The 21,879-nt window shown below is 66.5% G+C and carries 20 protein-coding genes and 1 pseudogene; 7 read left to right on the top strand and 14 right to left on the bottom strand.

Annotated features, from left to right (window positions below; translation table 11 throughout):
- Window positions 1-4 precede the first annotated feature (4 nt).
- From ACGFK1_RS28120 to ACGFK1_RS28080, 9 genes and pseudogenes are all read right to left on the bottom strand, one after another.
- Window positions 5-2,020: a VWA domain-containing protein gene (locus tag ACGFK1_RS28120; RefSeq protein ID WP_393437395.1), complete on the bottom strand. Its 2,016-nt coding sequence runs from the start codon at window positions 2,018-2,020 to the stop codon at window positions 5-7.
- Window positions 2,013-3,395 carry a sigma 54-interacting transcriptional regulator gene (locus ACGFK1_RS28115; RefSeq protein WP_393437392.1) on the bottom strand — a complete coding sequence of 461 codons (1,383 nt, stop codon included), beginning with the start codon at window positions 3,393-3,395 and terminating at the stop codon, window positions 2,013-2,015. The genes ACGFK1_RS28120 and ACGFK1_RS28115 overlap by 8 nt, the downstream gene beginning before the upstream one ends.
- 52 nt (window positions 3,396-3,447) lie before the next feature.
- A complete protein-coding gene (locus tag ACGFK1_RS28110) occupies window positions 3,448-4,092 on the bottom strand; it encodes a hypothetical protein (RefSeq protein ID WP_393437389.1) in 645 nt (214 codons plus the stop codon).
- 8 nt (window positions 4,093-4,100) lie between these two features.
- Window positions 4,101-5,675 carry a bifunctional phosphoribosylaminoimidazolecarboxamide formyltransferase/IMP cyclohydrolase gene (purH, locus tag ACGFK1_RS28105; RefSeq protein ID WP_393437386.1) on the bottom strand — a complete coding sequence of 525 codons (1,575 nt, stop codon included), beginning with the start codon at window positions 5,673-5,675 and terminating at the stop codon, window positions 4,101-4,103.
- Window positions 5,672-6,301: a phosphoribosylglycinamide formyltransferase gene (gene purN, locus ACGFK1_RS28100; protein WP_393437383.1), complete on the bottom strand. Its 630-nt coding sequence runs from the start codon at window positions 6,299-6,301 to the stop codon at window positions 5,672-5,674. The genes purH and purN overlap by 4 nt, the downstream gene beginning before the upstream one ends.
- Window positions 6,302-6,321: 20 nt before the next feature.
- On the bottom strand, window positions 6,322-7,683 hold the full coding sequence (locus ACGFK1_RS28095) for a DUF6350 family protein (RefSeq protein WP_393437380.1): 1,362 nt from the start codon (window positions 7,681-7,683) through the stop codon (window positions 6,322-6,324).
- Window positions 7,684-7,743: 60 nt separating this feature from the next.
- On the bottom strand, window positions 7,744-8,583 hold the full coding sequence (locus ACGFK1_RS28090) for a DUF5336 domain-containing protein (protein WP_393437377.1): 840 nt from the start codon (window positions 8,581-8,583) through the stop codon (window positions 7,744-7,746).
- Between the two features lie 90 nt (window positions 8,584-8,673).
- Window positions 8,674-9,826 (bottom strand): annotated as a pseudogene (gene sfnG, locus ACGFK1_RS28085) (dimethylsulfone monooxygenase SfnG).
- A 74-nt stretch (window positions 9,827-9,900) separates the two neighbouring features.
- On the bottom strand, window positions 9,901-10,128 hold the full coding sequence (locus ACGFK1_RS28080; RefSeq protein WP_393437375.1) for a hypothetical protein: 228 nt from the start codon (window positions 10,126-10,128) through the stop codon (window positions 9,901-9,903).
- Between the two features lie 224 nt (window positions 10,129-10,352).
- Between ACGFK1_RS28080 and ACGFK1_RS28075 the strand changes: the two genes are divergently transcribed.
- Window positions 10,353-11,039, top strand: coding sequence for a sensor domain-containing protein (locus ACGFK1_RS28075; RefSeq protein ID WP_393437373.1), 687 nt, complete (start codon window positions 10,353-10,355; stop codon window positions 11,037-11,039).
- Between the two features lie 13 nt (window positions 11,040-11,052).
- Here ACGFK1_RS28075 and ACGFK1_RS28070 read toward each other — a convergent pair whose 3' ends face one another.
- Window positions 11,053-12,210 (bottom strand): type III PLP-dependent enzyme, encoded by a 1,158-nt coding sequence (locus tag ACGFK1_RS28070; protein WP_393437370.1) that lies wholly within the window; start codon window positions 12,208-12,210, stop codon window positions 11,053-11,055.
- Entirely contained in the window at window positions 12,179-12,709 is a 531-nt protein-coding gene (locus ACGFK1_RS28065; RefSeq protein ID WP_393437367.1) for a hypothetical protein, read from the bottom strand. Before ACGFK1_RS28065 ends, ACGFK1_RS28070 begins: the two co-directional genes overlap by 32 nt.
- Window positions 12,710-12,836: 127 nt before the next feature.
- Between ACGFK1_RS28065 and ACGFK1_RS28060 the strand changes: the two genes are divergently transcribed.
- Window positions 12,837-13,685, top strand: coding sequence for an LLM class F420-dependent oxidoreductase (locus ACGFK1_RS28060; protein ID WP_393437365.1), 849 nt, complete (start codon window positions 12,837-12,839; stop codon window positions 13,683-13,685).
- Window positions 13,686-13,926: 241 nt separating this feature from the next.
- On the opposite strand, the gene ACGFK1_RS28055 is transcribed toward ACGFK1_RS28060, so the two are convergent.
- Window positions 13,927-15,453, bottom strand: a complete 1,527-nt coding sequence (locus ACGFK1_RS28055; protein WP_393437362.1) for an acetyl-CoA acetyltransferase — start codon at window positions 15,451-15,453, stop codon at window positions 13,927-13,929.
- Window positions 15,454-15,574: 121 nt separating this feature from the next.
- On the opposite strand from ACGFK1_RS28055, the gene ACGFK1_RS28050 reads away from it, so the two are divergent.
- Genes ACGFK1_RS28050 through ACGFK1_RS28035 form a run of 4 tightly spaced genes read left to right on the top strand, consistent with a single transcriptional unit; the run spans window position 15,575 to window position 18,425 of the window.
- Window positions 15,575-15,865 carry a type VII secretion target gene (locus ACGFK1_RS28050; protein WP_393437359.1) on the top strand — a complete coding sequence of 97 codons (291 nt, stop codon included), beginning with the start codon at window positions 15,575-15,577 and terminating at the stop codon, window positions 15,863-15,865.
- Window positions 15,866-15,884: 19 nt separating this feature from the next.
- On the top strand, window positions 15,885-17,309 hold the full coding sequence (locus ACGFK1_RS28045) for a hypothetical protein (protein WP_393437356.1): 1,425 nt from the start codon (window positions 15,885-15,887) through the stop codon (window positions 17,307-17,309).
- 19 nt (window positions 17,310-17,328) lie between these two features.
- Window positions 17,329-17,844, top strand: a complete 516-nt coding sequence (locus tag ACGFK1_RS28040; protein WP_393437354.1) for a hypothetical protein — start codon at window positions 17,329-17,331, stop codon at window positions 17,842-17,844.
- Window positions 17,844-18,425 carry a hypothetical protein gene (locus tag ACGFK1_RS28035; RefSeq protein ID WP_393437351.1) on the top strand — a complete coding sequence of 194 codons (582 nt, stop codon included), beginning with the start codon at window positions 17,844-17,846 and terminating at the stop codon, window positions 18,423-18,425. The genes ACGFK1_RS28040 and ACGFK1_RS28035 overlap by 1 nt, the downstream gene beginning before the upstream one ends.
- A 24-nt stretch (window positions 18,426-18,449) precedes the next feature.
- Here the strand turns inward: ACGFK1_RS28035 and sucD are convergent, their stop codons facing one another.
- Together sucD and sucC are read right to left on the bottom strand one after the other, a co-directional pair.
- A complete protein-coding gene (gene sucD, locus ACGFK1_RS28030) occupies window positions 18,450-19,352 on the bottom strand; it encodes a succinate--CoA ligase subunit alpha (protein ID WP_393437349.1) in 903 nt (300 codons plus the stop codon).
- Window positions 19,353-19,362: 10 nt separating this feature from the next.
- On the bottom strand, window positions 19,363-20,538 hold the full coding sequence (gene sucC / locus ACGFK1_RS28025) for an ADP-forming succinate--CoA ligase subunit beta (protein WP_393437346.1): 1,176 nt from the start codon (window positions 20,536-20,538) through the stop codon (window positions 19,363-19,365).
- A gap of 249 nt (window positions 20,539-20,787) precedes the next feature.
- Here sucC and ACGFK1_RS28020 point away from each other — a divergent pair, with 249 nt between their 5' ends.
- Window positions 20,788-21,855 carry a M23 family metallopeptidase gene (locus ACGFK1_RS28020; RefSeq protein ID WP_393437343.1) on the top strand — a complete coding sequence of 356 codons (1,068 nt, stop codon included), beginning with the start codon at window positions 20,788-20,790 and terminating at the stop codon, window positions 21,853-21,855.
- Window positions 21,856-21,879 lie beyond the last annotated feature (24 nt).

The following is a 21,879-nucleotide window of genomic DNA, read 5'->3' as shown; positions in this document are numbered from 1 at the left end:
CGAATCAGCGCCTGCGGCGCGACCGCAGGTAGTCGCCGACGACGGCTGCGCCCAACCCGTCCAGATCGGGCACCACCACCCGGCCTTCGACGCGACGCGCGACCTGATCGATGAACCGGGCCAGACCTGGATCGCTGCCGAGCCGGAAGATCGTCACCTGAGCGCCAAGCCGGGCCACGTCGTCGAACCCCTTGACGGTGAAAGCGATTGTGCGCGGGTGCGGCGGATAGTCGAAGAACACAGACGAACTTCCGTCCCCGCCGAAGTCCTCGAGGTGCGCGGTCGGCTCGCCGTCGGTGACGACGAGCACCACCGGCTGGGCATTGGGGTGGCGGCGCAGGTGGCGTCCGGCGAGCGCCAGCGCATGATGCAGGTTGGTGCCCTGCTCGTAGACGCCCTCCAGGCCGGTCAGCTCTGCGGCGGTCACCGTGCGCGCGTAACGGCCAAACGCGATGATCTGCAATGCATCCGAGCGGAAGCGGGTGCTGACCAGATGGTTGAGCGCCAACGCTGTGCGCTTCATCGGCAGCCACCGATTCTCCATCACCATCGAGAACGAGGTATCCACCAACAGCGCCACCGCGGCTTGTGTGCGGGTCTCGGTCTCGGAGATCTCGACGTCGTCGACGGTGATCCTCATCGGCACTTCGGCGACCCCAGCTCCGGGGTCTGATGTCGCCGCCGTAGCGGCTCCGGCCTGACGCAGCACCGCGTTCGTCAGCGTGCGGGTGACGTTCCACGGCTCGGTGTCGCCGAACGACCACGGCCGCGTCGCGCCGGTCAACTCTCCTGCGGCACCCGCGCGGCGGGTGTCCCGCTCGCCGTGCCGACCCGAGAGTTGTTGCGCCACATCACGTAACGCGGTCTGTCCCAGTTGGCGCATCGCCTTGGGAGAAAGCCGCCACTGACCGTCGGAGCCGCGGTCCAGGAAACCCTGGTCCATCAGTGCCCGCTCGAGTTCCGACAGAGTCTTCGCGTCGACGGCCGCCTCTTCGCCCAACTGGCGGGCCAGCATGTCGAGGTCGACGTCCTCCATCGTCGCACCCGCGTAGCTCTGCGACAGCGCCTCGGCGAGTTGTTCGAGCTCCGCGATGTCGGCCATCGCCTGTGCTCCCTCGCCCATTCCCATCGGATTGTCGCCCGAGAATCGCGACGAGCCCGTCCAGTCCTCGCCCGGTCGCGCCGCCTGCAGGTGCGCGTCGAGCCGGTTCAGCGCGTTCATCAACGACGGTGAGCCGAATGCCTGTTGCGCCAAGGCATCCAGCTCGGCACGTTGGTCGGCCGACAAACTGTTGCGGAAGCGCTGCGCCGCTGCCGCGCGCTGAGCCAGCGAATCGAGCAGTTCATCGACATTCTTCGGGCCCTCCGGGAAGAACTCGCCGTGCTTGGCCATGAAGTCGTCGAAATCCTGCTGGGTGTCCTCGCCGCGGGAATGCTTGTCCAACAAATCGTTCAGGTCGTCGAGCATCTCGTTGACGCGTTGACGGTCCTCATCGGTGGCGTTCTCCAGCGCCTGCTTCATCCCGGCGAACCGCTGGTCGAGCATCTCGCGGCCGAGCAGATCCTTGATCTGCTCGTACTTTTCGCGCGCCTCTTGGCTGCGCCAGTCGTAGTCGGACAGTTCCTGCACGGCCTTCGCCGGCGACGGCGGCAGCGACTCGATCCGCATCTCGTTGAATCTCGCGTCGTCGTCGAGCGCGCGGGCCAATTCCTTGCGTTCGGCCAGCACGGCCTCGTCGAGCAGTTTCTTGATCTCCTGCAGAGTGCCGTCGAGGTTGTTGCGCTGCAGCAGCTCCCGGCGCCGACGGTTGGCCTCGGCGGCCAGCCGGTCGGCCCCGCGCATGTTCCTGGTGCCGCGCCGCATCAGCTCCGAAAGCGCGCGCCGCGGCGAACTGCCCTCCATCACGTCCTTACCGATCTGCTCCAGCGCCTCACGCAGGTCGACCGGCGGCGCCAGCGGGTCCGGCCCGCCGGTGTATCGCGAATACCGCGACGAGTGGCCGTGCCCGGATTTAGCCATAGACCGTTTCGCCTTCTCCAGAAACCTTGTCGATGCGCTTGGCCAGATACAGCGCCTCCAACGCCAATTCCACCGCGGCGGCACGTTGGCCGTCGGACTTCGCGCCGAGGCGCTGCTGCACCTGGGCGATCGCGGGCACTTCCGGCACCGCGTCCAAAACGGCTCGCGCCGAGACACGTTCGCCAGTGGAGACCGCGGAGCCGTTCTCGATCGCGGTGACCAGCGGCCCCACGTCGATGCCGCCGAGCAACCGCTGCGCGGTATCGGCGGTGGCCCGCCGCAGCAGATGCTCGAGCACCGCCTGCTCACGGCCCTCCTCGCCGGACTCGAACTCCAGCTTGCCGCGCAGCACATCCACCACGGTGTCGAGGTCGCACACGCGGGCCACCGGATCGGATTCGCCGAGCACGGCGGAGCGGTGTCGCGCTGCGGCGGCGACGGTTTCGGCGGCGGCGATTGCGAACCGCGCCGAGACGCCTGAACGCTGGTCGATCGAATGCGATTCGCGGAGATGGCGAGCGAACCGGGCAAGCACCTGCAGCAGATACTCGGGCACCTCCGCCGCCAGATGCGACTCTTGTTTGATCACGCCCACCTCCGCTTCGAGTTGCAGCGGGTAATGCGTTCGGATCTCGGCACCGAACCGGTCCTTCAGCGGAGTGATGATGCGGCCGCGGTTGGTGTAGTCCTCGGGGTTGGCGCTCGCCACCACCACGACGTCGAGCGGAAGCCGTAGCGTGTAGCCGCGCACCTGAATGTCGCGCTCCTCCATCACGTTCAGCATCGACACCTGGATGCGCTCGGCAAGGTCGGGCAACTCGTTGATTGCGACGATGCCGCGATGCGCCCGCGGGATCAGGCCGTAGGCGATGGTCTCGGGGTCGCCGAGGCTGCGGCCCTCGGCCACCTTGATCGGGTCGATGTCGCCGACAAGGTCGGCGACGCTGGTATCCGGGGTGGCCAGCTTCTCGGTGTACCGCTCGCTGCGGTGCCGCCACGCCACGGGCAGGTCGTCCTTGAGAGTGGCGGCGCGCCGGATCGACTCGGGCGTGATCGGGGTGTAGGGATGCTCGCCGAGTTCGGCACCGTCGATCACCGGTGTCCACTCGTCGAGCAGACCGGTCAACCCGCGCAGCAGTCGCGTCTTGCCCTGGCCGCGTTCACCGAGCAGCACCACGTCGTGCCCGGCGATCAGAGCACGCTCCAACTGAGGGATCACGGTGTCCTCGAAGCCGAGGATGCCGGGCCACGGGTCGCGCCCCTCGGCCAGCGCGGCCAGCAAGTTCTCCCGCATTTCGGCTTTGACGCCCCGCTCGCGATGGCCGGCGGCCTTCAGCTCGCCAACGGTCCGGGGCAGATCATGAGGTTGGGTCACCACTCCACGCTACGACTCCATCGGGGCCCGTGGGTGTCAGCACCCCTTGGCGTCACTGCCCCTGCGGCGGCAGAAACTGGAATCCGGTCAGGATCGCCTCGGCGTCCCGCTGGTAGACGGGGTCGCCGGGGTTCGCGGTCTGGATCGTTACGCTCGCGGCGTACGTCCGGTCATCGGTGTGCATCACAGCGATCACCACGGTGCCCGGATGTGTGGCGAGGTTGCCCATCACCGGTGTCAGATATTGCACCGTCTCGGCGGGCTGACCGCACAACGTGTGCTCGCTGACACGCAGATCGGTGGCTCCGAACCCCGATTCCAGCGCGTCGCGCTGGGTGTCGAACACGTCGGCGGGATGCTGGAAACCCAGCGCGCTCTCCAACGTCACCACGACGTTCGGGGCGAAGCCGTCGACAGTGAGACTTCTGTTGACCATCGCGAACCGGAACAGCTCCGAGTCCAGTTTCGTCGACCGGACCCATCCCTGGGGCTGCGGAATCTTCATCACCGGTTCGTCGTCTCTGCGGCCCGGGACCGTGGTCAGCGGGACGTCGACCGATTCGCACTGCGATGCGTCGGACAGCGGCGACCGGTCGGCGGCGGCCACTGCCCGCGCGTCGTCGACATAGCGCGTGCACGACGCGACCAGAAGCGTCGACATCGCGAGTACCACCGCGGCCGCCCTCGACACCGTCATCACGAGTGTCAATGCGCGAAGTGCCGAGCGCCAGTGAGGTACAGGCTGATCCCGGCCTCGGCCGCGGCTTCGGTCACCACGTCGTCACGCATCGAACCCCCCGGGTGCACGATCGCCTTCACCCCGGCCGCCGTCAGTGTCTCGAGCCCGTCAGGGAACGGGAAGAACGCATCTGATGCCGCGACGGCGCCCGACACCCTTTCGCCGCCGCGCTCGACTGCCAACCTGGCCGCGTCGACGCGGTTCACCTGTCCCATGCCGACGCCGACGGTCACGCCGCCCTTGGCCACGACGATCGCGTTGGATTTCACGGCGCGGCATGTCCGCCACGCGAACTTCAAGTCCGCCAACGTCTCCGGGTCCGCCGGCGAACCGGTTGCCAACGTCCAGTTGACCGGATCGTCACCCTGCGCGTCGATTGCGTCGCGCTGTTGCAGCAGCAAACCGCCGCTGATCTGCCGGAACTCGCTGCCCCCCTGCTGCGGCTCAGCGGCGACGAGAACGCGGATGTTCTTCTTGCGCGCAAGCACTTCCACCGCACCGGGCTCATAGGCGGGCGCGATGATCACCTCGGTGAAGATCTCGGCGACCGTTTCCGCCATCTCAACGCTGACCGCGGTGTTCGCGGCGATCACTCCGCCGAATGCCGACAGCGGATCACATTCGTGGGCCTTGCGGTGCGCGTCGGCCACCGACACCGACGAGATCGCGATGCCGCTGGGGTTGGCGTGCTTGATGATCGCCACGCAGATGTCCTCGTGGTCGAACGCGGCGCGCCAGGCCGCGTCTGCATCGGTGTAGTTGTTGTAGGACATCTCTTTTCCGTGCAGCTGCTCGGCCTGCGCCAGACCCGGCCACACGGCGTCGTTGCGATACAGCGCGGCCTGCTGGTGCGGGTTCTCGCCGTAGCGCAGCACTGCTGACCGCCTCCATGTCGCACCGAGCCAGGACGGTAAGGACGACGGTGCCCCGTCGTCCGCGGGTGCCAGCACCGAACCCATCCACGACGCCACCGCAACGTCATACTCGGCGGTATGCCGAAAAGCCAGTGATGCCAGCTTTTTTCGCTCCGCGAGCGTGAACCCGCCAGCGCGCACGGCGGCTAGCACGCCGTCGTATCCCAACGGGTCGACCACCACGGCGACGCTGGGATGGTTCTTCGCGGCGGCCCGCACCATCGACGGGCCGCCGATGTCGATCTGTTCGACGCATTCGTCGACGCTCGCGCCGGAGTCGACCGTCTCGGTGAACGGATACAGGTTCACCACCACCAGTTCGAAGGCCGCGATGCCGAGATCGGCAAGCGCCGAAACATGTTCGGGTTTGCGTTGATCGGCGAGCAGACCGGCATGCACGTGTGGGTGCAGGGTCTTGACCCTGCCGTCGAGCACCTCGGGGAAACCCGTCACCTGCTCGACGGGCGTGACCGGAACACCGGCGCCCGCAATCGTTTTGGCGGTCGAGCCCGTCGAGACGATGTCGACGCCCGCATCGTGTAGGCCGCGGGCCAGTTCGGCCAGCCCGGTCTTGTCGTAGACGCTGATCAGTGCGCGGCGGATCTGCCTGCGCCCGTCTGCTGTCATCCTATGGTTGCCTTTCGTCCGGTCCAGGTCACGCCGCGGGTGGCCAGCGCTTCTAAAACGTCCACCAGTAGCCGTCGTTCGACCACCTTGATGCGCTCGTGCAGCGTCGCCTCATCGTCGTCGTCGAGGACGGGCACGGGCTGCTGAGCAAGGATCGGCCCGGTGTCGGTGCCCGCGTCGACCAGGTGCACGCTGCAGCCGGTCACCTTGACCCCGTAGTCCAGCGCCTCGGCTACCGCGTGCGCGCCGGGAAACGCGGGCAGCAGGGCGGGGTGGGTGTTGACGATACGACCGAGGAACCGGGAAAGAAACTGCGGACCAAGGATTTTCATGAAACCAGCCGACACCACCAGATCCGGTTCGTGAGCAGCGGCGGCATCGGTCAACGCTCGGTCCCAGGCATCGCGGTTCGGGTGATCACCCAGCCGCACTGCGAATGTCGGCAGGCCGGCGTCCGCCGCGACGTCGAGCGCCCGGCACTTCCGGTCCGCACCCACCGCGACGATTCGTCCCGGATAGTCGCCGACCGCGGCCGCGAGCAACGACTCGAGCAGCGAACCGGTTCCCGACGCCAGCACCAGGACCCGCGCAGGTGCGCTTTGGGGCACACGAAGCGGTTGCTGCACGCTTCGACAATAGTGGGTGCCTACTCGGCGGGTTCGCCCTTACCGTCGTGTGCGGCGTCGTCGTCAGCAACGAAGTGGTCCTCGGGGTCATCGAGGTCCTCCCGGTATTCGACCGCTGCCGCCCGCTCGTAGCGGACCGGCTCGGGCTCCGCCGCGTCGGACTCGGGCTCGTCCGGCAGTGGCTCCGGCTCGTCGGCGACCACGACCGGCTCGGGTTCGGGCTCTGGCTCGGGCGCCGGCTTGATGCGCTTCGGCTGTCGCCCAATGCCTCCGGACATCACCACCGTGAGCGCGCCGATGCCGACGAACCACAGGAAGACCGCGGGCCCGAAGGTGACCTGGTCGACGCCGACGTCCCCGAAATTTCCGAGCCTGCCGCCGGCCGCGACGCCCAACAGCGCCATCGCCAGCGCCGCGAGGGCGGCGGCGACGACCAACTTGCCCAACGCGTGCAGGGGCGGCAGCGGCCTGCGCGCGCACTGCTGGCCGAGTGCGACGCCGGACACCGCCGCGGCGATCAGCAGCGCCACCCAGACCGGTCCGAGCGGTGGCGACGGGACCGCCGCCAGCACCGGCAGCGCAGGGATGTCGCCGCCGAACACCGTGAACGAACTGAACGTGGCGAGGCCGACGTGCGCGCTTGATCCGACTGCCACCGCTGCGGCGCCCACCATCACGTTCGGTGTGTAGAGCACCGACAGCACGGTCAGGCTGAACTGCCCGAACACCGAGTCGGTGATGGCATACAGGTCATGCATGGTCGACCAGTGCACGATCAGCGAGCCCACCATCACCACACCGGACAAGCCGAAAAGGGCCAGCACCCCGGCCGTCGCCGCGCGGACCGCGTCCGGCAACCAGTTGGGCAGTGGTGACGCCGTCAAGGTCCGCCGCCCGATGCGCGAGCCGACGCCGATCGCGGCGCCGATCGCGTGCACGGCGAGCACGCCGCCGAACGCCCGCAACGCGTTGGGGGTCTGCAGTTCGGTGAGCACCGAAGCCGCGTCGTGGATGACGGCCAGCGAGATCGCGGCGATCAGCAGCGGCCCACCCAGCGCCGCACCGACGACCCAGCGCGTCACAAACCACGAATGTTCCGGTGACGTGGCTACCACGGTGGTGCGCGCCGTCCCCCAGACCATCCCGAGCACCGGCAGCAGCGGCATCACACCCAGTTCGCTGCCGCCGATCGAGACGGGCACCTGGTGCACGCCCAGCCACATGCTGGCGATCGCGCCGAGCGCGCCTGTCATGTCGCTGTTGGCGATCAGCAACTGCAGCAACACCACCGCCGCGATCACGACGAGCGCCACGATGGACGGCCCGAATGCGACCCGAAGCAGCTCACGCGCCTGGCGTGTGCCGACTGGTCGTTGGTCCACGGGTGGGGCCGCTCCTCGCGCTAGCTCACGCGCGCGAAGTTGACGCACGCGCGGCCCAGACTACGACGGAGGCGGGCCGGACTGTGTGGAAGACGACGGCTGCGCGGGAACCTGTGTCGTCGGCGCGCTGCTTGCGTTGCCTGCATTGCCCGACGACGGCGGCTGGCCGTAGGTCGGGAAGCCGGTAGGCGGTGTCGGGGGACCGCTTTGCGGGCCTCCCGAATAGCCGCCGCTCGACGGGCCGCCTTGGTAACCGCCACCGCCGTACGGCGACCCGTAACCGGGGCGCTGTTGCTGCTGCTGAGGCGGCGGGCCGGGCTGATGGGGCTGCCCGTAGTACTGTCCCGGCGCGCCGTACTGGCCGTACTGCTGCTGCTGGTCGAAACGCGGCTTCGGTGTCGGCGGCGTGATGACCCCCGCGTCGAACAACAGCACCGCGACGGCGACGATGGCCTGCACCACGCTGAACGCGATGATCAGGTACAGCCCCCACTTGATCTCGACGCCCTCCGGCGCGGTCAACACGATCGCGATGGCAAGCAGGAAGCCGAGCACCGACAGCACCGCGACCACCGCTGGGGCCGCCTTCTGCCTGGGCACCAGCGCGACACCGGCGATGAGCCCGGCGAGCAGGGACGCCACCACGCCGAGGTCGAGCAGCGTCGGCGTGAACAGGTCGGTGCCCGCCGAGGCGAACAGCGGGCCGTAGCTCGACAGGTAGACCGCGAGACCGAGCGCTGCGACCGCTGCGGTCAGATAGAAGGGCAACTTGCTCGGGCCCTCTGCGGCAGGAGCGGACGCCGGTTCCGGCAATTTGCCGAACTGCTGAGTGGGCGCTGCGAACTGAGTGGTCGGTTGCTGCGCGGGTGGATATCCGGGGCTACCGGGCGGGTAGGTCATGACCTCTCCTGTACTGGCCTGAGCGATTCAGATAACCACGCTAGCGCACCCCCGTTGTGAAGGGTTGTGAAGGCGTCGGCCGTCTGCGCCTCAGGCGGACACCAACACCGGTGAATCGATCGAATCCTGTTCGGATTCTTCGATTTCCCGCACCAGCGGAAGTACGCGAGAGCCGAAGTACTCGATCTCTTCCTGGAAATGCAGGAAGCCGCCGAGGATCAGGTCGACACCGCGTTTGCGGTACGCGGCAACGCGTTCGGCAATCTGCTCCGGTGTGCCGATCAATCGTGTGCGGAATCCGTCGTTGTACTGCACCAAGTCTTCGAACGACGAATCGGCCCACATGCCACGTCTGTCCGACGTGGAGTTGCCAGCCTGTCGCACGGCGGAGCGGAATCCTTCGACTGCGGCACGGTTGGCCTTCGCGATGATCTCGCGCAACGTCTCGCGCGCCTCCTTTTCCGTGTCGCGGGCGATGATGAACCCGTTCAACCCGAACCGCACCTCACGGCCGGCGTCCCTTGCATGTTCACGCACCTCGACGACCTGCTCGGTCAGGCCGTCGAAATCCTTGCCGTTGGAGAAGTACCAGTCGGCGTAATAGCCGCCGTTGCGGCGCGCGGCCGTGGAGTTGCCGCCCTGGAACAACTCGGGGTTGGGCCGCTCCGGCGTGTTCAGCGGCTTTGGCTTCAACGTGAAGTCGTGGATGCGGTAGAAGTCGCCGCGTAAGTCAACGTCGTCTTCGCCGGCGAGCCGGCATCGAACTTCGGTCCAAATCTTGCGCAACACCTGCAGGAACTCGGCGCTGCGGCGGTACCGCTCGTCGTGCTCGAGCCACGGCTCGCCGAGGTGGGTGAACTCGTCTTTGAACCACCCGGACACCACGTTGACCGCGAACCGGCCGCCCGAAAGGTGATCGGCGGTCGCGCCGAGCTTGGCCAACACCCCGGGCTGCCACAGCCCGGGGTGGACGGCGGCGATCACCTTGAGCTTCTGCGTGGCCCTTACAGCGCCAGCGAGAAACTGGTCGACTCATGCTGGTACTCGGCGCCGTAGCTGGCCTCGTAGCGAATCTGCGACAGCGCGTAGGTGAAACCGTTGTTCTCCGCGGTCTGCGCGAGCTTGACGTTGTATTCGTAATTCCAATCGGTGCGCTGTTCGATGTCGCTGGTGACCAGGCCGCCGCTGACGTTGGCACCCAGTAGGCGAATTTGACGTGGTCTGCGATCCGTTCGGTCGTCATGGTGTGACATCCCACCAACTGGCACGCGCGGCGTCCGCGGGTAACGCTCGCCATGAGGCTAAGTCCGGAAACGCTCAGTCAGCGGGTGTGTCGTCACGAGTGGTGACGTGATAGCTGAAGCGCCAGATCTTTTCGGCCCCAACGGAATCGGCCGGCTGCGAGCCATGAAGATGCACGAAGGACACGACTTCGTCGGCAGTCACCTGCGAGTGCGCTTGCCGTTCGGCCAGCGCACGGACCTCGTCGCGGTGCAGATCCGCTGGGGCAGTCAGCGTGTCGTGCCGCACTTCGCTACGTCGCATGCCCCATGGTGCCGCGATCGATGCCTCGTCTCTACGGGTAACGCAACACTGTTCGCAACTGTGACTCAGCTGTACTGCATGTGAGATGCGCTTCACCGGGCTGTTATCAGAACAGATGGCCATTGTTATCGGATATCCCCGCCGATTCGACGAGAACGTCAGCGTGCCTATTGCACTATGACCTTCGGGAGGTTTGTTAGGCGAGTAACGGGGAGGAAGAAAGGATGCGCCAACCTGCGGTTGCGCTAGCCGTTGCGCTGATCTGCGCCGTGGCGAGCGGATGTGCGACGACCGGGGGCAGGGCCGTGATGCCCTCCGCGATCACGTCGATGATCCCCCGTCCGCTGGTCGAGCGGGAACTGCCCGGTCTGCTGCTGACGGTCGAGCAGGTCAACGCCGCCATGGGGGCCACCGCAATGGCGGTAACCAACACCGAGACGTCGATGTCCGACAACAGCGCGACCATGGCGCCGCCCGAGTGCCTGCCCTTGGACGGCGCCGCAGAGGCCGCGGTGTACGCCAACAGCGGCTTCCAAGCTGAGCTTGATCAAAGCTTCAACGACGGCGACCAGTTCACGCACTACCTCAAACAGGCTGTGGTGTTGTTCTCTCTCGTCGACACGGCCGCGGCCTTCGTCAATGACTCGGCGCTGCGATGGCGGGCTTGTCAGCAGTACACCCACCTGCAGAGCAACTCCCAGTGGTCGGTCGGTCCGATCGAGTACGCCGACGGCACGCTGAGCACCACAGTGACCGAGCTGAATGCCGCCGCCCCGGGATGGGGCTGTGGGCGCGCCATGTCGTTGAAGAACAACGTCGTCATCGACATCAACACATGCAGCGCCAACCCCGCCGACTCGGCGTTGAAGATTGCCAACCAGATCGCGCAGAACGTGGCCGCCCGCTGGTGACACGTCACCCCGGCTAGCCCATGACGATCGGCGTGGCCGGGATCCCGTTGAACCGCGACGACGTCACGCTGGTGTAGGCGCCCATCATCGGGCTGACGACGACGTCGCCGACGTTCAACGCGGGCATCGGGTAGCCGCGGGCGATCACGTCGGCGCTGTCGCACGTCGGCCCGGCCAGTGTCACCGGTTCCTGTTCCGCCGTCACGTCGGTCAGCTCACGCAGGGCGACGATCGGCGGGTGCACGTCCTCGGTCATCACGTTGGAGTAGCTGCCGTAGAGGCCGTCGTCGAGGTAGTGCCACGGCTCACCATCACGCTGGGCGCTGCCGACGACGCCGGTGAGCAACGTCATGCAGTCGGCGGCCAGGTATCGCCCGGGTTCCGCCAGCAACGTGAAGTCGTCACGGGACCGGCCGAGCGCAGTGTCGATGACGTCGGCAATCTCGTCAAGGCCGGGCACCGGATCGCGGTAGGCGACAGGGAAGCCGCCGCCGATGTCGATGACCCGACTCGCCACGCCGAGGCTGCGATCGATGTGCGCGATCAGGTCCAACGTGCCGCGCAGCGCCGTGGCATAGGGCTGGGGCGACGAGCCCTGGCTGCCGACGTGGAAGCTGAACCCGGCGAACTGGACGCCGGCGGCGATGACGTGCTTGACGAGCAGGTCGGCGTCGGCGGGCTGGACCCCGAACTTCGACGACAGATCGGATTTGGCCGACGGGTTACGGAAGGCCAGCCGCACCAGCAACTCGATGTCTTCCGGCCGGCCCGCGAATTTTTCTGCCTCTGTTGGGTTTTCGACGACGAACGTCCGAATGCCCGCGGCATATGCCTTATCGATGTCGGTCGGCTTCTTGATCGGATTGGTGTGGATGCAGCGGTCCATCGGCACGCTGAGCTGACCCAACAGATCGACCTCGGCATCTGTCGCGACGTCGAAACCGCCGCCGCATATCGCGACCGTCGACACCACGAGCGGATGCGGACACGCCTTGACCGCATAGTGCAACTGGAAGCCGGGCAGCCGGGCGGCCAGCTCGCGATAACGGCGCGCCACCAGATGCGGCCGCAGCACCAGCAACGGTGTGCCGTGGCGTTCGGCCAATGCGGTGAACAGATCGGCGTCCGGCCGCAGCCGTTCACACAGCTTCTGCCGCCAGTCCGGGTGCACTTCTCACCTCCTCCGTATCTGCCTGACGCTCGATCAGCAGGGGTTTGAATCGCTCGTAGCTGGTGATCGCGAACAGATAGAACGCGAGATCAGAGACCAGCTTGCCGAAGATCCAGCCGGTGATCGTGTTGTCGAAGATCAGCGGCCCTGCGTAGAACGCGGCGGGTCTGATCGCCACGCTGTCGATCAGCTCTGCCGGGCCGAACTCCACTGCCACGCTGCGCAGCGCCAACAACACCGACACCGTCACACGCGACAGCCACGGCCGGTGGCGGTTGCCCCGGTAGCTCCAGCGGAACGCGCCGAGATAGGCCGCCGCGTAATAGCCCACCGACGCGCCGACGGTCGCGGTGATCGCCGCGGCGGCCAGCGAGCCCGTCATCACATAGGCGAGCGCCGCACCGCCCAACTCCCCCACCGTGCCGGCTATCTCGCACGGCAGGTAGCGGCGAAACCACTCGCGCAGCTTGGTTTCTCTGGTGTTCCCCCCGGTTCCCACACCGTGAACCATGCCGTTGGGTCATGCCCCGGTCGCGAGTAGACAGCTACGCATTTCTGCTCACCCGGGACTACCTGGCCACCCCAAACCCTTGCCCGAGGGACTAGAACACGTTCTAATTCATGACATGGACTACGGGCTCGTACTTTTCACCAGCGACCGCGGTATCACCCCCGCGGCGGCGGCCAAACTCGCCGACGACCACGACTTCACCACGTTCTACGTGCCCGAACACACCCACATTCCGATCAAGCGGCAGGCCGCGCACCCCACCACCGGCGACGAGACACTGCCCGACGACCGCTACATGCGCACCCTGGATCCGTGGGTGTCGCTCGGCGCGGCCTGCGCGGTCACCTCGCGGGTGCGGTTGTCGACGGCGGTGGCGTTACCGGTGGAACACGACCCGATCACGTTGGCCAAGTCGATCGCGACGCTGGACCACCTGTCCGGTGGACGGGTCAGCGTGGGTGTCGGATTCGGTTGGAACACAGACGAATTGGCCGACCACAACGTGCCTCCGGGACGACGGCGCACCATGCTGCGGGAGTACCTGGAAGCCATGCGCGCGTTGTGGACCGAGGAAGAGGCTTCGTACGAGGGCGAATTCGTCAACTTCGGGCCCAGCTGGGCCTGGCCGAAGCCCTTCCAGCAGCACATCCCCGTGCTCGTCGGTGCGGCGGGTACCGAGAAGAACTTCAAGTGGATCGCCCGCAGCGCCGACGGCTGGATCACCACCCCGCGCGACTTCGACATCGACGCGCCGGTCAAGCTGCTGCAGGACACCTGGGCCGCCGCCGACCGCGAAGGAGCGCCGCAGATCGTCGCGCTGGACTTCAAGCCAGATCCCGAGAAGCTGGCCCGCTGGGCGGATCTGGGCGTGACCGAGGTGCTCTTCGGGCTTCCCGACAAGTCCGCCGACGACGTCGCCGGCTACGTGGAGCGCCTCGCAGGCAAGCTGGCCGCGCTCGTCTAGGGCTTGTCGGCCGTCGAGTAGTGGCGCGAAGAAAGCGGGTAGCGGTCTACGCATGACGCGTCACCGACGCGCGACGACAGTTCACGGGTGAGCGTGCACTGTCGATCGAAAGGACATGACATGCCATCCATCAGCCCACTCATCGCCCGGCTTTTCGACGATCCGCACACCGGGCATCGCCGGCGAAACGGCAACCAGCCGAAGCACAATCGCCTCGAATCCCGGGGCAGGGTGTCGCGGACTAAGCGAGGCTAGCGCGGTTGCCGTTGTCGGTGGACCACACCGTGATCGCGGCGCCCAGCGGGTCTCCGTCCGTCATCAACGCGACCAGGTCGTCATCCTCGGTGGTGGCCATGAAACGGGAGTTGTCGGCGGTCAGACGGCCGACGACGATTCCGGTGCGGATCGGCCAGTCGTATCGCACCGAGTACGTCTCGATCGTCGCGGCGCCGTCCGGCGCGCGGGTCACCGGGACCTTCGGCAGGGCAGCGATTTCCTTGTTCAGCTCACCGCAGCGGTCGGTCCGCCAGTCGACAGGCGCGGTGGAGTAGATGCCGACCGAATACTTGCTCATGATGCCGCCGTTGGCGCCGACGAAGCCGAATTTTCCTGGCGCGTCGCGCATTTCGATCACCGTCTCGGCGATGCCGTGCAGTGAGTAGCTGTTGCCGGGGCCGCCGAAATACGGCAGTCCGCCGGTCAGCGTCAGCCCACGCGGATCGTCACCGTCGATACCGAGCGCCTCGCAGGCCACGAAGACCGGGAACGGGAAGCAGCTGTAGAGGTCGAATGTGGCGATGTCGTCGACACCGATCCCAGCCACCCGCAAGGCTTCTCGCACCGCCATCGCCGAGGCCGGGCTGACGCCGAGGTCGGCACGGTCCAGCGTCGCCTGCTCGACCATGTCCGAATGGCCGTGTAGATACACCCACTTGTCTTGCGGCACGCCGAGTCGACGGGCCGCCTCGACCGACATCACGATCGCCGCGGCGCCCTGGTTCACCTGGTCGCGTGCAACGAGCAGGCGTGTATACGGGTCGCAGATCATCCGGTTGTCGTCGCTGACGGTGACGATCTCGTCGACCGAACGTTCCACCGGCGACGACGAAAAAGGATTCTTGGCAGCCACTTTCGACATCGGCGCGAAGAGTTCGGCCATCTGCTTGCGGTAGTCCGAGATGCTCAGCCCCAGCCGGGCCCGACGGGCGTTCTCCAACAATCCGTACTGCACCGGCGCGCCGGTCAGCCCGTGCTGAATCGTGTAGTCGTCGATGAAGCTGAAGATCTGATGCCCACGGTCTTCGAGTTGGCCCTCGACGTGTTCGGTGAAATCGGGTTTGTCGTCCTTTCTTGCGAAGTACTTCGCCGTCGACCCGGGTTCCGACCCGATGATCATCACGACGTCCGCCTCGCCCGACAAGATCGAGTTACCCGCTTCGGTGACCAGCTTCTGCGGACCCTGACCGCCGACAGGTTCGAGCACCACCCGAGCGGGGTCGCCGCCGACCCGTTGCATGACCGACCGGGGATAGTTGTTCGACTTGCCGAGTTTGGCGGGCATCGGCCCCGAGATCTCGAACTGGCGCAGCCCGAACACCGTGTCGATGGCCCGCGCGACGGCACCGACATCAGCGCCCGTATCGGCCAGCGCGGCGCGCGCGGCCTCGGTGGCGAGTTCCACCGCCGACATGCCTCGGTAGTCGGCGTCGTCGATGCGTTCGGTGAACTGGCCGACACCGACGACGACCGGAGTCCGCGGATCGACCATTGACCAGACCTCCTGACAGGTGTTAATTCGTCAGGCTAACCGACAGCAAGAACGTGCTCCTAATCGGGGTGAAGCGGAATTGGTGCAAGTCGGTGCAGGTCAGGCCCACTAAGGTGGAGGGGTGACCGGTGCACTTGGGGTGGACGCGGCGGCATTGGAGGCCGTGGCCCGCGACTTCGCGCAGTTGAGCGACGAATTGACCCGCTCCGCCACCGTGCACGAATCCGCGCCGGTGGCCGACCAGCCGAGCGGCGAAGCGGTGTCCGAGTTGACGGCATCGGCGGACCACATGGTCAAGACATGTGCCGACCATCTGCTCGGCCTCGCGGACTCGTTGGCTGCGGCGGCTCGCGCGTACCGATCCGCGGACGCCCATGGCGCTGACAGACTGTCCACCACCATGCCGCGCTGAGGCCCCGCCGATGGTGACCATGCCCACTCGATCGCGAGTCGAATCGTGGCGGTTCGACCATTTGCAGCTGGCCGCGGGTCAATGGCTTTCGCAGGCCGTGCACACCGAAGACGTGTTCAACAAGGCCGTCCAGTCCCTCGGCAATGCGCCGTGGCAGGGCACTTCAGCCGACGCGGCCCGCGATCTGGTCTTCACCCAGTTGGTCGCCGTTCGCGGCGCGGCCGACCATCTCAGGCAGGCCGCACAGATCGCCGGAAACGGTGCCGCCACGCTTGCCGACGACAAGCGGGTGACCCTGAGCGCGATCAATAACGCCGAGCGGCAATTCTTCTCGGTCAGCGAGCAACTCACCGTCACCGACCGGCTGCCGCGCGTATTCAGCATCCCGCTCAGCGTGCTGCGCCATGTTCAGGCGTCGCAGATGCAGGCCGACATCCAAGGCGAAGCGATGCGGCTGGCCGCCGACGACGAACGGATTGCCGCAACGCTCAAGCCGATCTCGCAGGCCCTGCGTGACTTCACGCTTGGCGGGCCGAGCGGCCCCGGCTCCCGCGGCGCGCCGACCGGCGAGCCACGAGTCAGCGGCCCGGCAGGACCAATGACCTACGAGCAGGACAAGGCCGACTTGAACGCCACCCTGCCCGGCAGCGACGTCGTGATCAGTGGCGACGGCAGGACCGGCTATCCGACGCTGAACGGTGAGCGCAATCCGCTTGACGTCGGGAACCCGCCGGGTAAGGACGAGGTGCGCCCGCTGCCGACAGGAACCATCGTCGGACCCGACGGCAAGCAGTACGCGATGTACGGCGAAGTTCCTTACGACCGCAAACCCGAAGAGGGGTACGCCGTTCCCGATACCACCGTGGTGGACCTGTCCGATCCGTCGACGAGCATCGGGGTGCTCCCCGGTGTCTCGCAGGCGAGCGGAGCCTACGACCTCAAGACCAACCGCATGGTCATCATCGGAAATCCGGACCCGCGCAGTGGAACTCGGATGCTCTACACATCCGATCCCATCAACCCGGCGAATCCGAACGGGTGGGTGAACACGGTTCGCCCCGTCGGCGAGATCAAGGGGCTGCCTGGCAACCGCGAGAGTCAGGTCGTCGCGCTCAAAGGCGGCGGCTTCATGGTCGTCGGCTCCAACGACGTCGTGCCCGGCGGCAATCGGCAACCCGTCACCGCCATCACCGCCAGCACGCCGGAAGGCCTGCTGAACGCGCAACCCACCAACCTGTTCCCGCCTGGGCCGCAATCCAATTGGCCGCAGGGTGCGCCGCCGTACGGGCCGACCGTCGTCGACACCACCTACGATCCGGTGACAGGAGTCGAACAGGTGCAACTTCGGGTGAGCACATGGGAGGACCCACCAGGCTGGGATGGCCAGCCGCCGAAACCGTACAACCCGAAGACCTACACCACCAACGTGCAAGTTCAGCACTGACGAGGGACGGTGAACACCCGTGAGGACACTTCGCACAGCATCGACGCGACTCACCGCGGCCGCTGCTGCCGTGATCACCGCGACAACCGTTGCGGCACCGGCAGGCGCCGCGCCGCCGGGGTTCCCGGACCTGAACGGCTTCACCGAGGTGGGGACCCCCGCCAGCTATACCAGGCCGGACCCGGGGTCGAACGGCTATGCGTACTTCAGCACGCCGGAGGGGATCTCATGTTCAATCGGCAGCACCAAGTGGTGTGGCGGGAATCTGCCGGGAGTGCCTGCGGGCACCGGCGCCGGGTGCCCTTCGGTGCTGCAGACGAACGAAATGGCTTCTCGCTCAGAGCCGTTCAAGTTCACCACCTCTGATCGACCGTGCGATGCGCCGACGGATCCCGTGCTGAACCCCGGACAAAAACTCACGTTCGAGGCGTACGGCACCACCTGCGTCGTCGGTGGTGGCGGTCTGACCGCGTGCATCGATTCGTGGCATGACCACGGATTCGTTCTCCAGCCGTCGGGCAGTTGGGTGTTCTGATGCGACGATTGGTCGTCGGATTGACCGCGGCGGCGGCACTGTCAGCGTGTGGCGGAACCGCTGCAGTGCAACAGAACACGTCGACGTCGTCGGTGAATGTCCGGCCCGGCGTTTCCGGCCCGCCCGGCCTGGTCGGGTTCCCCGACTTCAATGAGTTCAGTGCCGCGAACATCGACCAGTATGCGGGCACCAACCCGCGCGGCGGCCAGTTCATCACCTTCAGGACGGCCGACGGGTTGTCCTGCTTCGCGAACCTCTACCCCACCAAGGCGCTCGGCGGCATCGAATGCGACAGCAAGAACATGCCGGGGTTTCCCGCCGACGCGAAGGGCCAGGAGCTACGCCAGACGACGCGCCCGGGGACCGTGCTGACCGAGTCGGTCACCAGGGCGGTATCGAACGCGGCCTTCGAATTCCGGTTCACCCGCAACACCGTAGACGATTCGGTCAAGGCGCTGCCAGCGGGACAGCGGTTGGTGGTCAACGAGACCGGGTGCGCCGCCGGGGACAAACTGCTCGCGTGCGTCGACGGCGATCACCACGGTTTCGTGGTATCCCCAACGGGCAGTTGGGCTTTCTGACCCGGCCCAACCACCCGGTGACTCCTACAGGCTGGACAGGATCTCCCTGGCCAGCCGCGCCGTCTCCGACGGAGTCTTGCCCACCTTGACGCCGGCCGCTTCGAGGGCCTCCTTCTTGGCCTGCGCGGTGCCCGATGAGCCGGACACGATCGCACCGGCGTGGCCCATCGTCTTGCCTTCCGGCGCAGTGAATCCCGCGACGTAGCCGACGACCGGCTTGGACACGTTGGCCTTGATGTAGTCGGCGGCACGCTCCTCGGCGTCGCCACCGATCTCGCCGATCATCACGATGACCTTGGTGTCGGGGTCCTTCTCGAACGCCTCGATGGCGTCGATGTGGGTGGTGCCGATGACCGGATCGCCGCCGATGCCGATCGACGTGGTGAAGCCGAAATCACGCAATTCGAACATCATCTGGTAAGTCAGCGTGCCGGACTTGGACACCAGCCCGATGGGGCCGGGGCCGCTGATGTTGGCGGGCGTGATGCCGACCAGCGACTGACCGGGGGTGATGATGCCGGGGCAGTTCGGCCCGATGATGCGGGTCTTGTTGCCCTTCTCGACGTTATAAGCCCAGGCATATGCGCTGTCCTGCACCGGAATTCCCTCGGTGATCACGACCAGCAGCGGAATCTCGGCGTCGATCGCCTCGATGATCGCGTCCTTGGCGAACTTCGGCGGCACGAAGATGATCGACACGTCGGCGCCGGTCTTCTCGATCGCCTCGGCGACCGTGCCGAACACCGGCAGTTCGATGTCCTTGCCGTCCTTGTCGACGTGCGACACCGTCGTTCCCGCCTTGCGCGCGTTCACGCCGCCGAGGATCTGGGTGCCCGCCTTGAGCATCCGCGCGGTGTGCGTGGTGGCCTCGCCGCCGGTGATGCCCTGGACGATGACCTTGCTGTCCTTCGTCAAAAAGATTGCCATTTCAGTCCTTTCAGGCGTTCGCAGCTTCGGCCGCTTTAGCGGCTGCGACGTCGGCGGCTTCGTCCATCGTGCCCACCTCGGTCACCAGTGGGTGGTTGGCCTCGGCGAGGATGCGACGGCCCTCTTCGACGTTGTTGCCGTCGAGCCGAACCACCAAGGGCTTGTTGGCTTCGTCGCCCAGGATCTGCAGCGCCTTGACGATGCCGTTGGCGACCGCGTCACAGGCCGTGATGCCGCCGAACACGTTGACGAACACGCTCTTGACCTGAGCGTCGCCCAGGATCACGTCTAGACCGGCGGCCATCACTTCGGCCGACGCGCCGCCACCGATGTCGAGGAAGTTGGCGGGCTTCACGCCGCCGTGCTTTTCTCCCGCGTACGCGACGACGTCGAGGGTGGACATCACCAGCCCCGCCCCGTTGCCGATGATGCCGACCTCACCGTCGAGCTTGACGTAGTTGAGGTCATGCTCCTTGGCCTTGAGCTCGAGCGGGTCGGTGGCGTCGCGGTCCTCGAACTCGGCGTGGCCGGGCTGACGGAAGTCGGCGTTGGCGTCCAGCGTCACCTTGCCGTCCAGGGCCAGGATCTGGTCATCCGGCGTGCGCACCAACGGGTTCACCTCGACCAGCGTCGCGTCCTCGGCGACGAACACCTCCCACAGCTTCTGGATCGTCACGGCGGCCGCGTCGAGCACCTCGGCGGGTAGGTGGCCCTGCTCGGCGATGGAGCGCGCGAATGCCAGGTCCACGCCCTTGACCGCGTTGACCGGCACCTTGGCCAGCCGCTCGGGCTTGGTCGCCGCGACCTCTTCGATCTCCATGCCGCCCTCCACCGAGCACATCGCCAGGTAGGTGCGGTTGGCGCGGTCGAGCAGGAAGGAGATGTAGTACTCCTCGGCGATGTCGCTGGCCTCGGCGACCAACAGCTTCTTCACGATGTGGCCCTTGATGTCCAGGCCGAGAATGTTCTGCGCGTGGGTGAAGGCGTCGTCGGGGGTGGCCGCGTACTTCACACCGCCGGCCTTGCCGCGGCCGCCGGTCTTCACCTGTGCCTTGACCATGACGGGTCGACCGATTTCGGTGGCGATGGCCTTGGCGCCCTCGGCCGTGTCGGTCACCCGACCCGGCGTGCTGGGCACGTTGTGCTTGGCGAACAGCTCTTTCGCTTGGTATTCGAAGAGATCCATGGACTCACTGTCTTTGTGCGTTGACGTCGAAGGTTTGCGCCCGACGGGCCAGGGGGAACTTTATCCACACGGAATAACGCGCTTCGCATCGCCCACCAGTCATGTGGTAGATCTCACCGCCCGCCGTCACGTGATACAAGTCACAATCCACGGCGGAATGCCGTCTCGGGTTGCCACGAACATTGGGATTTGGTTAACGTGCCTCTGGTCTAGATCACGTTTCGGTCACGACGAGAAGGACATTCCAGGTTGGCTCGGCATCGTTCGTCTGATTCTCCGGTTGGGGTTACGACGAACGCTCGGCACCCCTTCGCCGCACCAGACGCTTCGGAAATCACCGACATCATTCCGTTCAACGAGTTCGGCGACCTAGCTGAGCTCGATTTCTGCGATAACACCGCGTTCGACCGCGAATCGCAGGTGATCCGCGCGCCCGAACTCGACGACCTGCACGACACCGATGACCTGGTGCCGATGCGGTTGGCGGTGCCGTCGGAGTTCCGGCCGGATCCGCATGCCGAACGGCGCTCCTCGCACGCCTACCGCGACAGCCACACCGACACCAGCGACGGTGTCGCGGCCACCGACATCATCGACATCTCGGGCCGTCGCGGCCTGCACCGCAAGGATGATGTGCCGGTCAAGGGTCGGCTGATGGTCGCCGCAATGGCGGTCGGCGCCACCGCCGCCGGTGCGTACACAATGGCCAACACCTCCGACCAGAAGAAGCCGACGGAGGCGGTGCTGGCCGCCGACGCGTCGTCGATGGGCGGCGGCGTCGTCACCGGATCGACGGACGGCATGCAGATCGTCTCGGTCACCCCTGCCGCCAACTCGTCGGTGCATGCCGAGGAGATCACGAAGGCTGCGGCGTTCGCGCAGGAGCGTGCCGAACGCGAAGCGCGGCTGAACCGGCCGCCGTTCGTGATGTTCACCAAGGGCGTGTTCACCTCTGGCTTCGGCTACCGCTGGGGCGTGCTGCACGGCGGCATCGACGTCGCCAACGCGATCGGCACGCCGATCTACGCGGTGGCCGACGGCGTGGTGATCGACGTGGGCCCGACCGCCGGCTACGGCGCGTGGGTCAAGCTGCGGCACAACGACGGCACTGTCACGCTGTACGGGCACGTCAATACGTGGCTGGTGAGCAAGGGCGAGCGCGTGATGGCGGGCGATCAGATCGCCACCATCGGCAACCGCGGCAATTCCACCGGGCCGCACTGCCACTTCGAGGTTCTGCTCAACGGCACCAACCGGATCGACCCGGTGCCGTGGCTGGCGCAGCGGGGTCTCAGCCCCGGCAACTACGTTGGCTAAGTGTGAGCGAAGGTCCATCCGAAC

Source organism: Mycobacterium sp. NPDC048908, from assembly GCF_043197955.1.
Classification (GTDB): Bacteria; Actinomycetota; Actinomycetes; order Mycobacteriales; family Mycobacteriaceae; genus Mycobacterium.
This window is presented reverse-complemented; position numbering and strand designations above follow the sequence as displayed.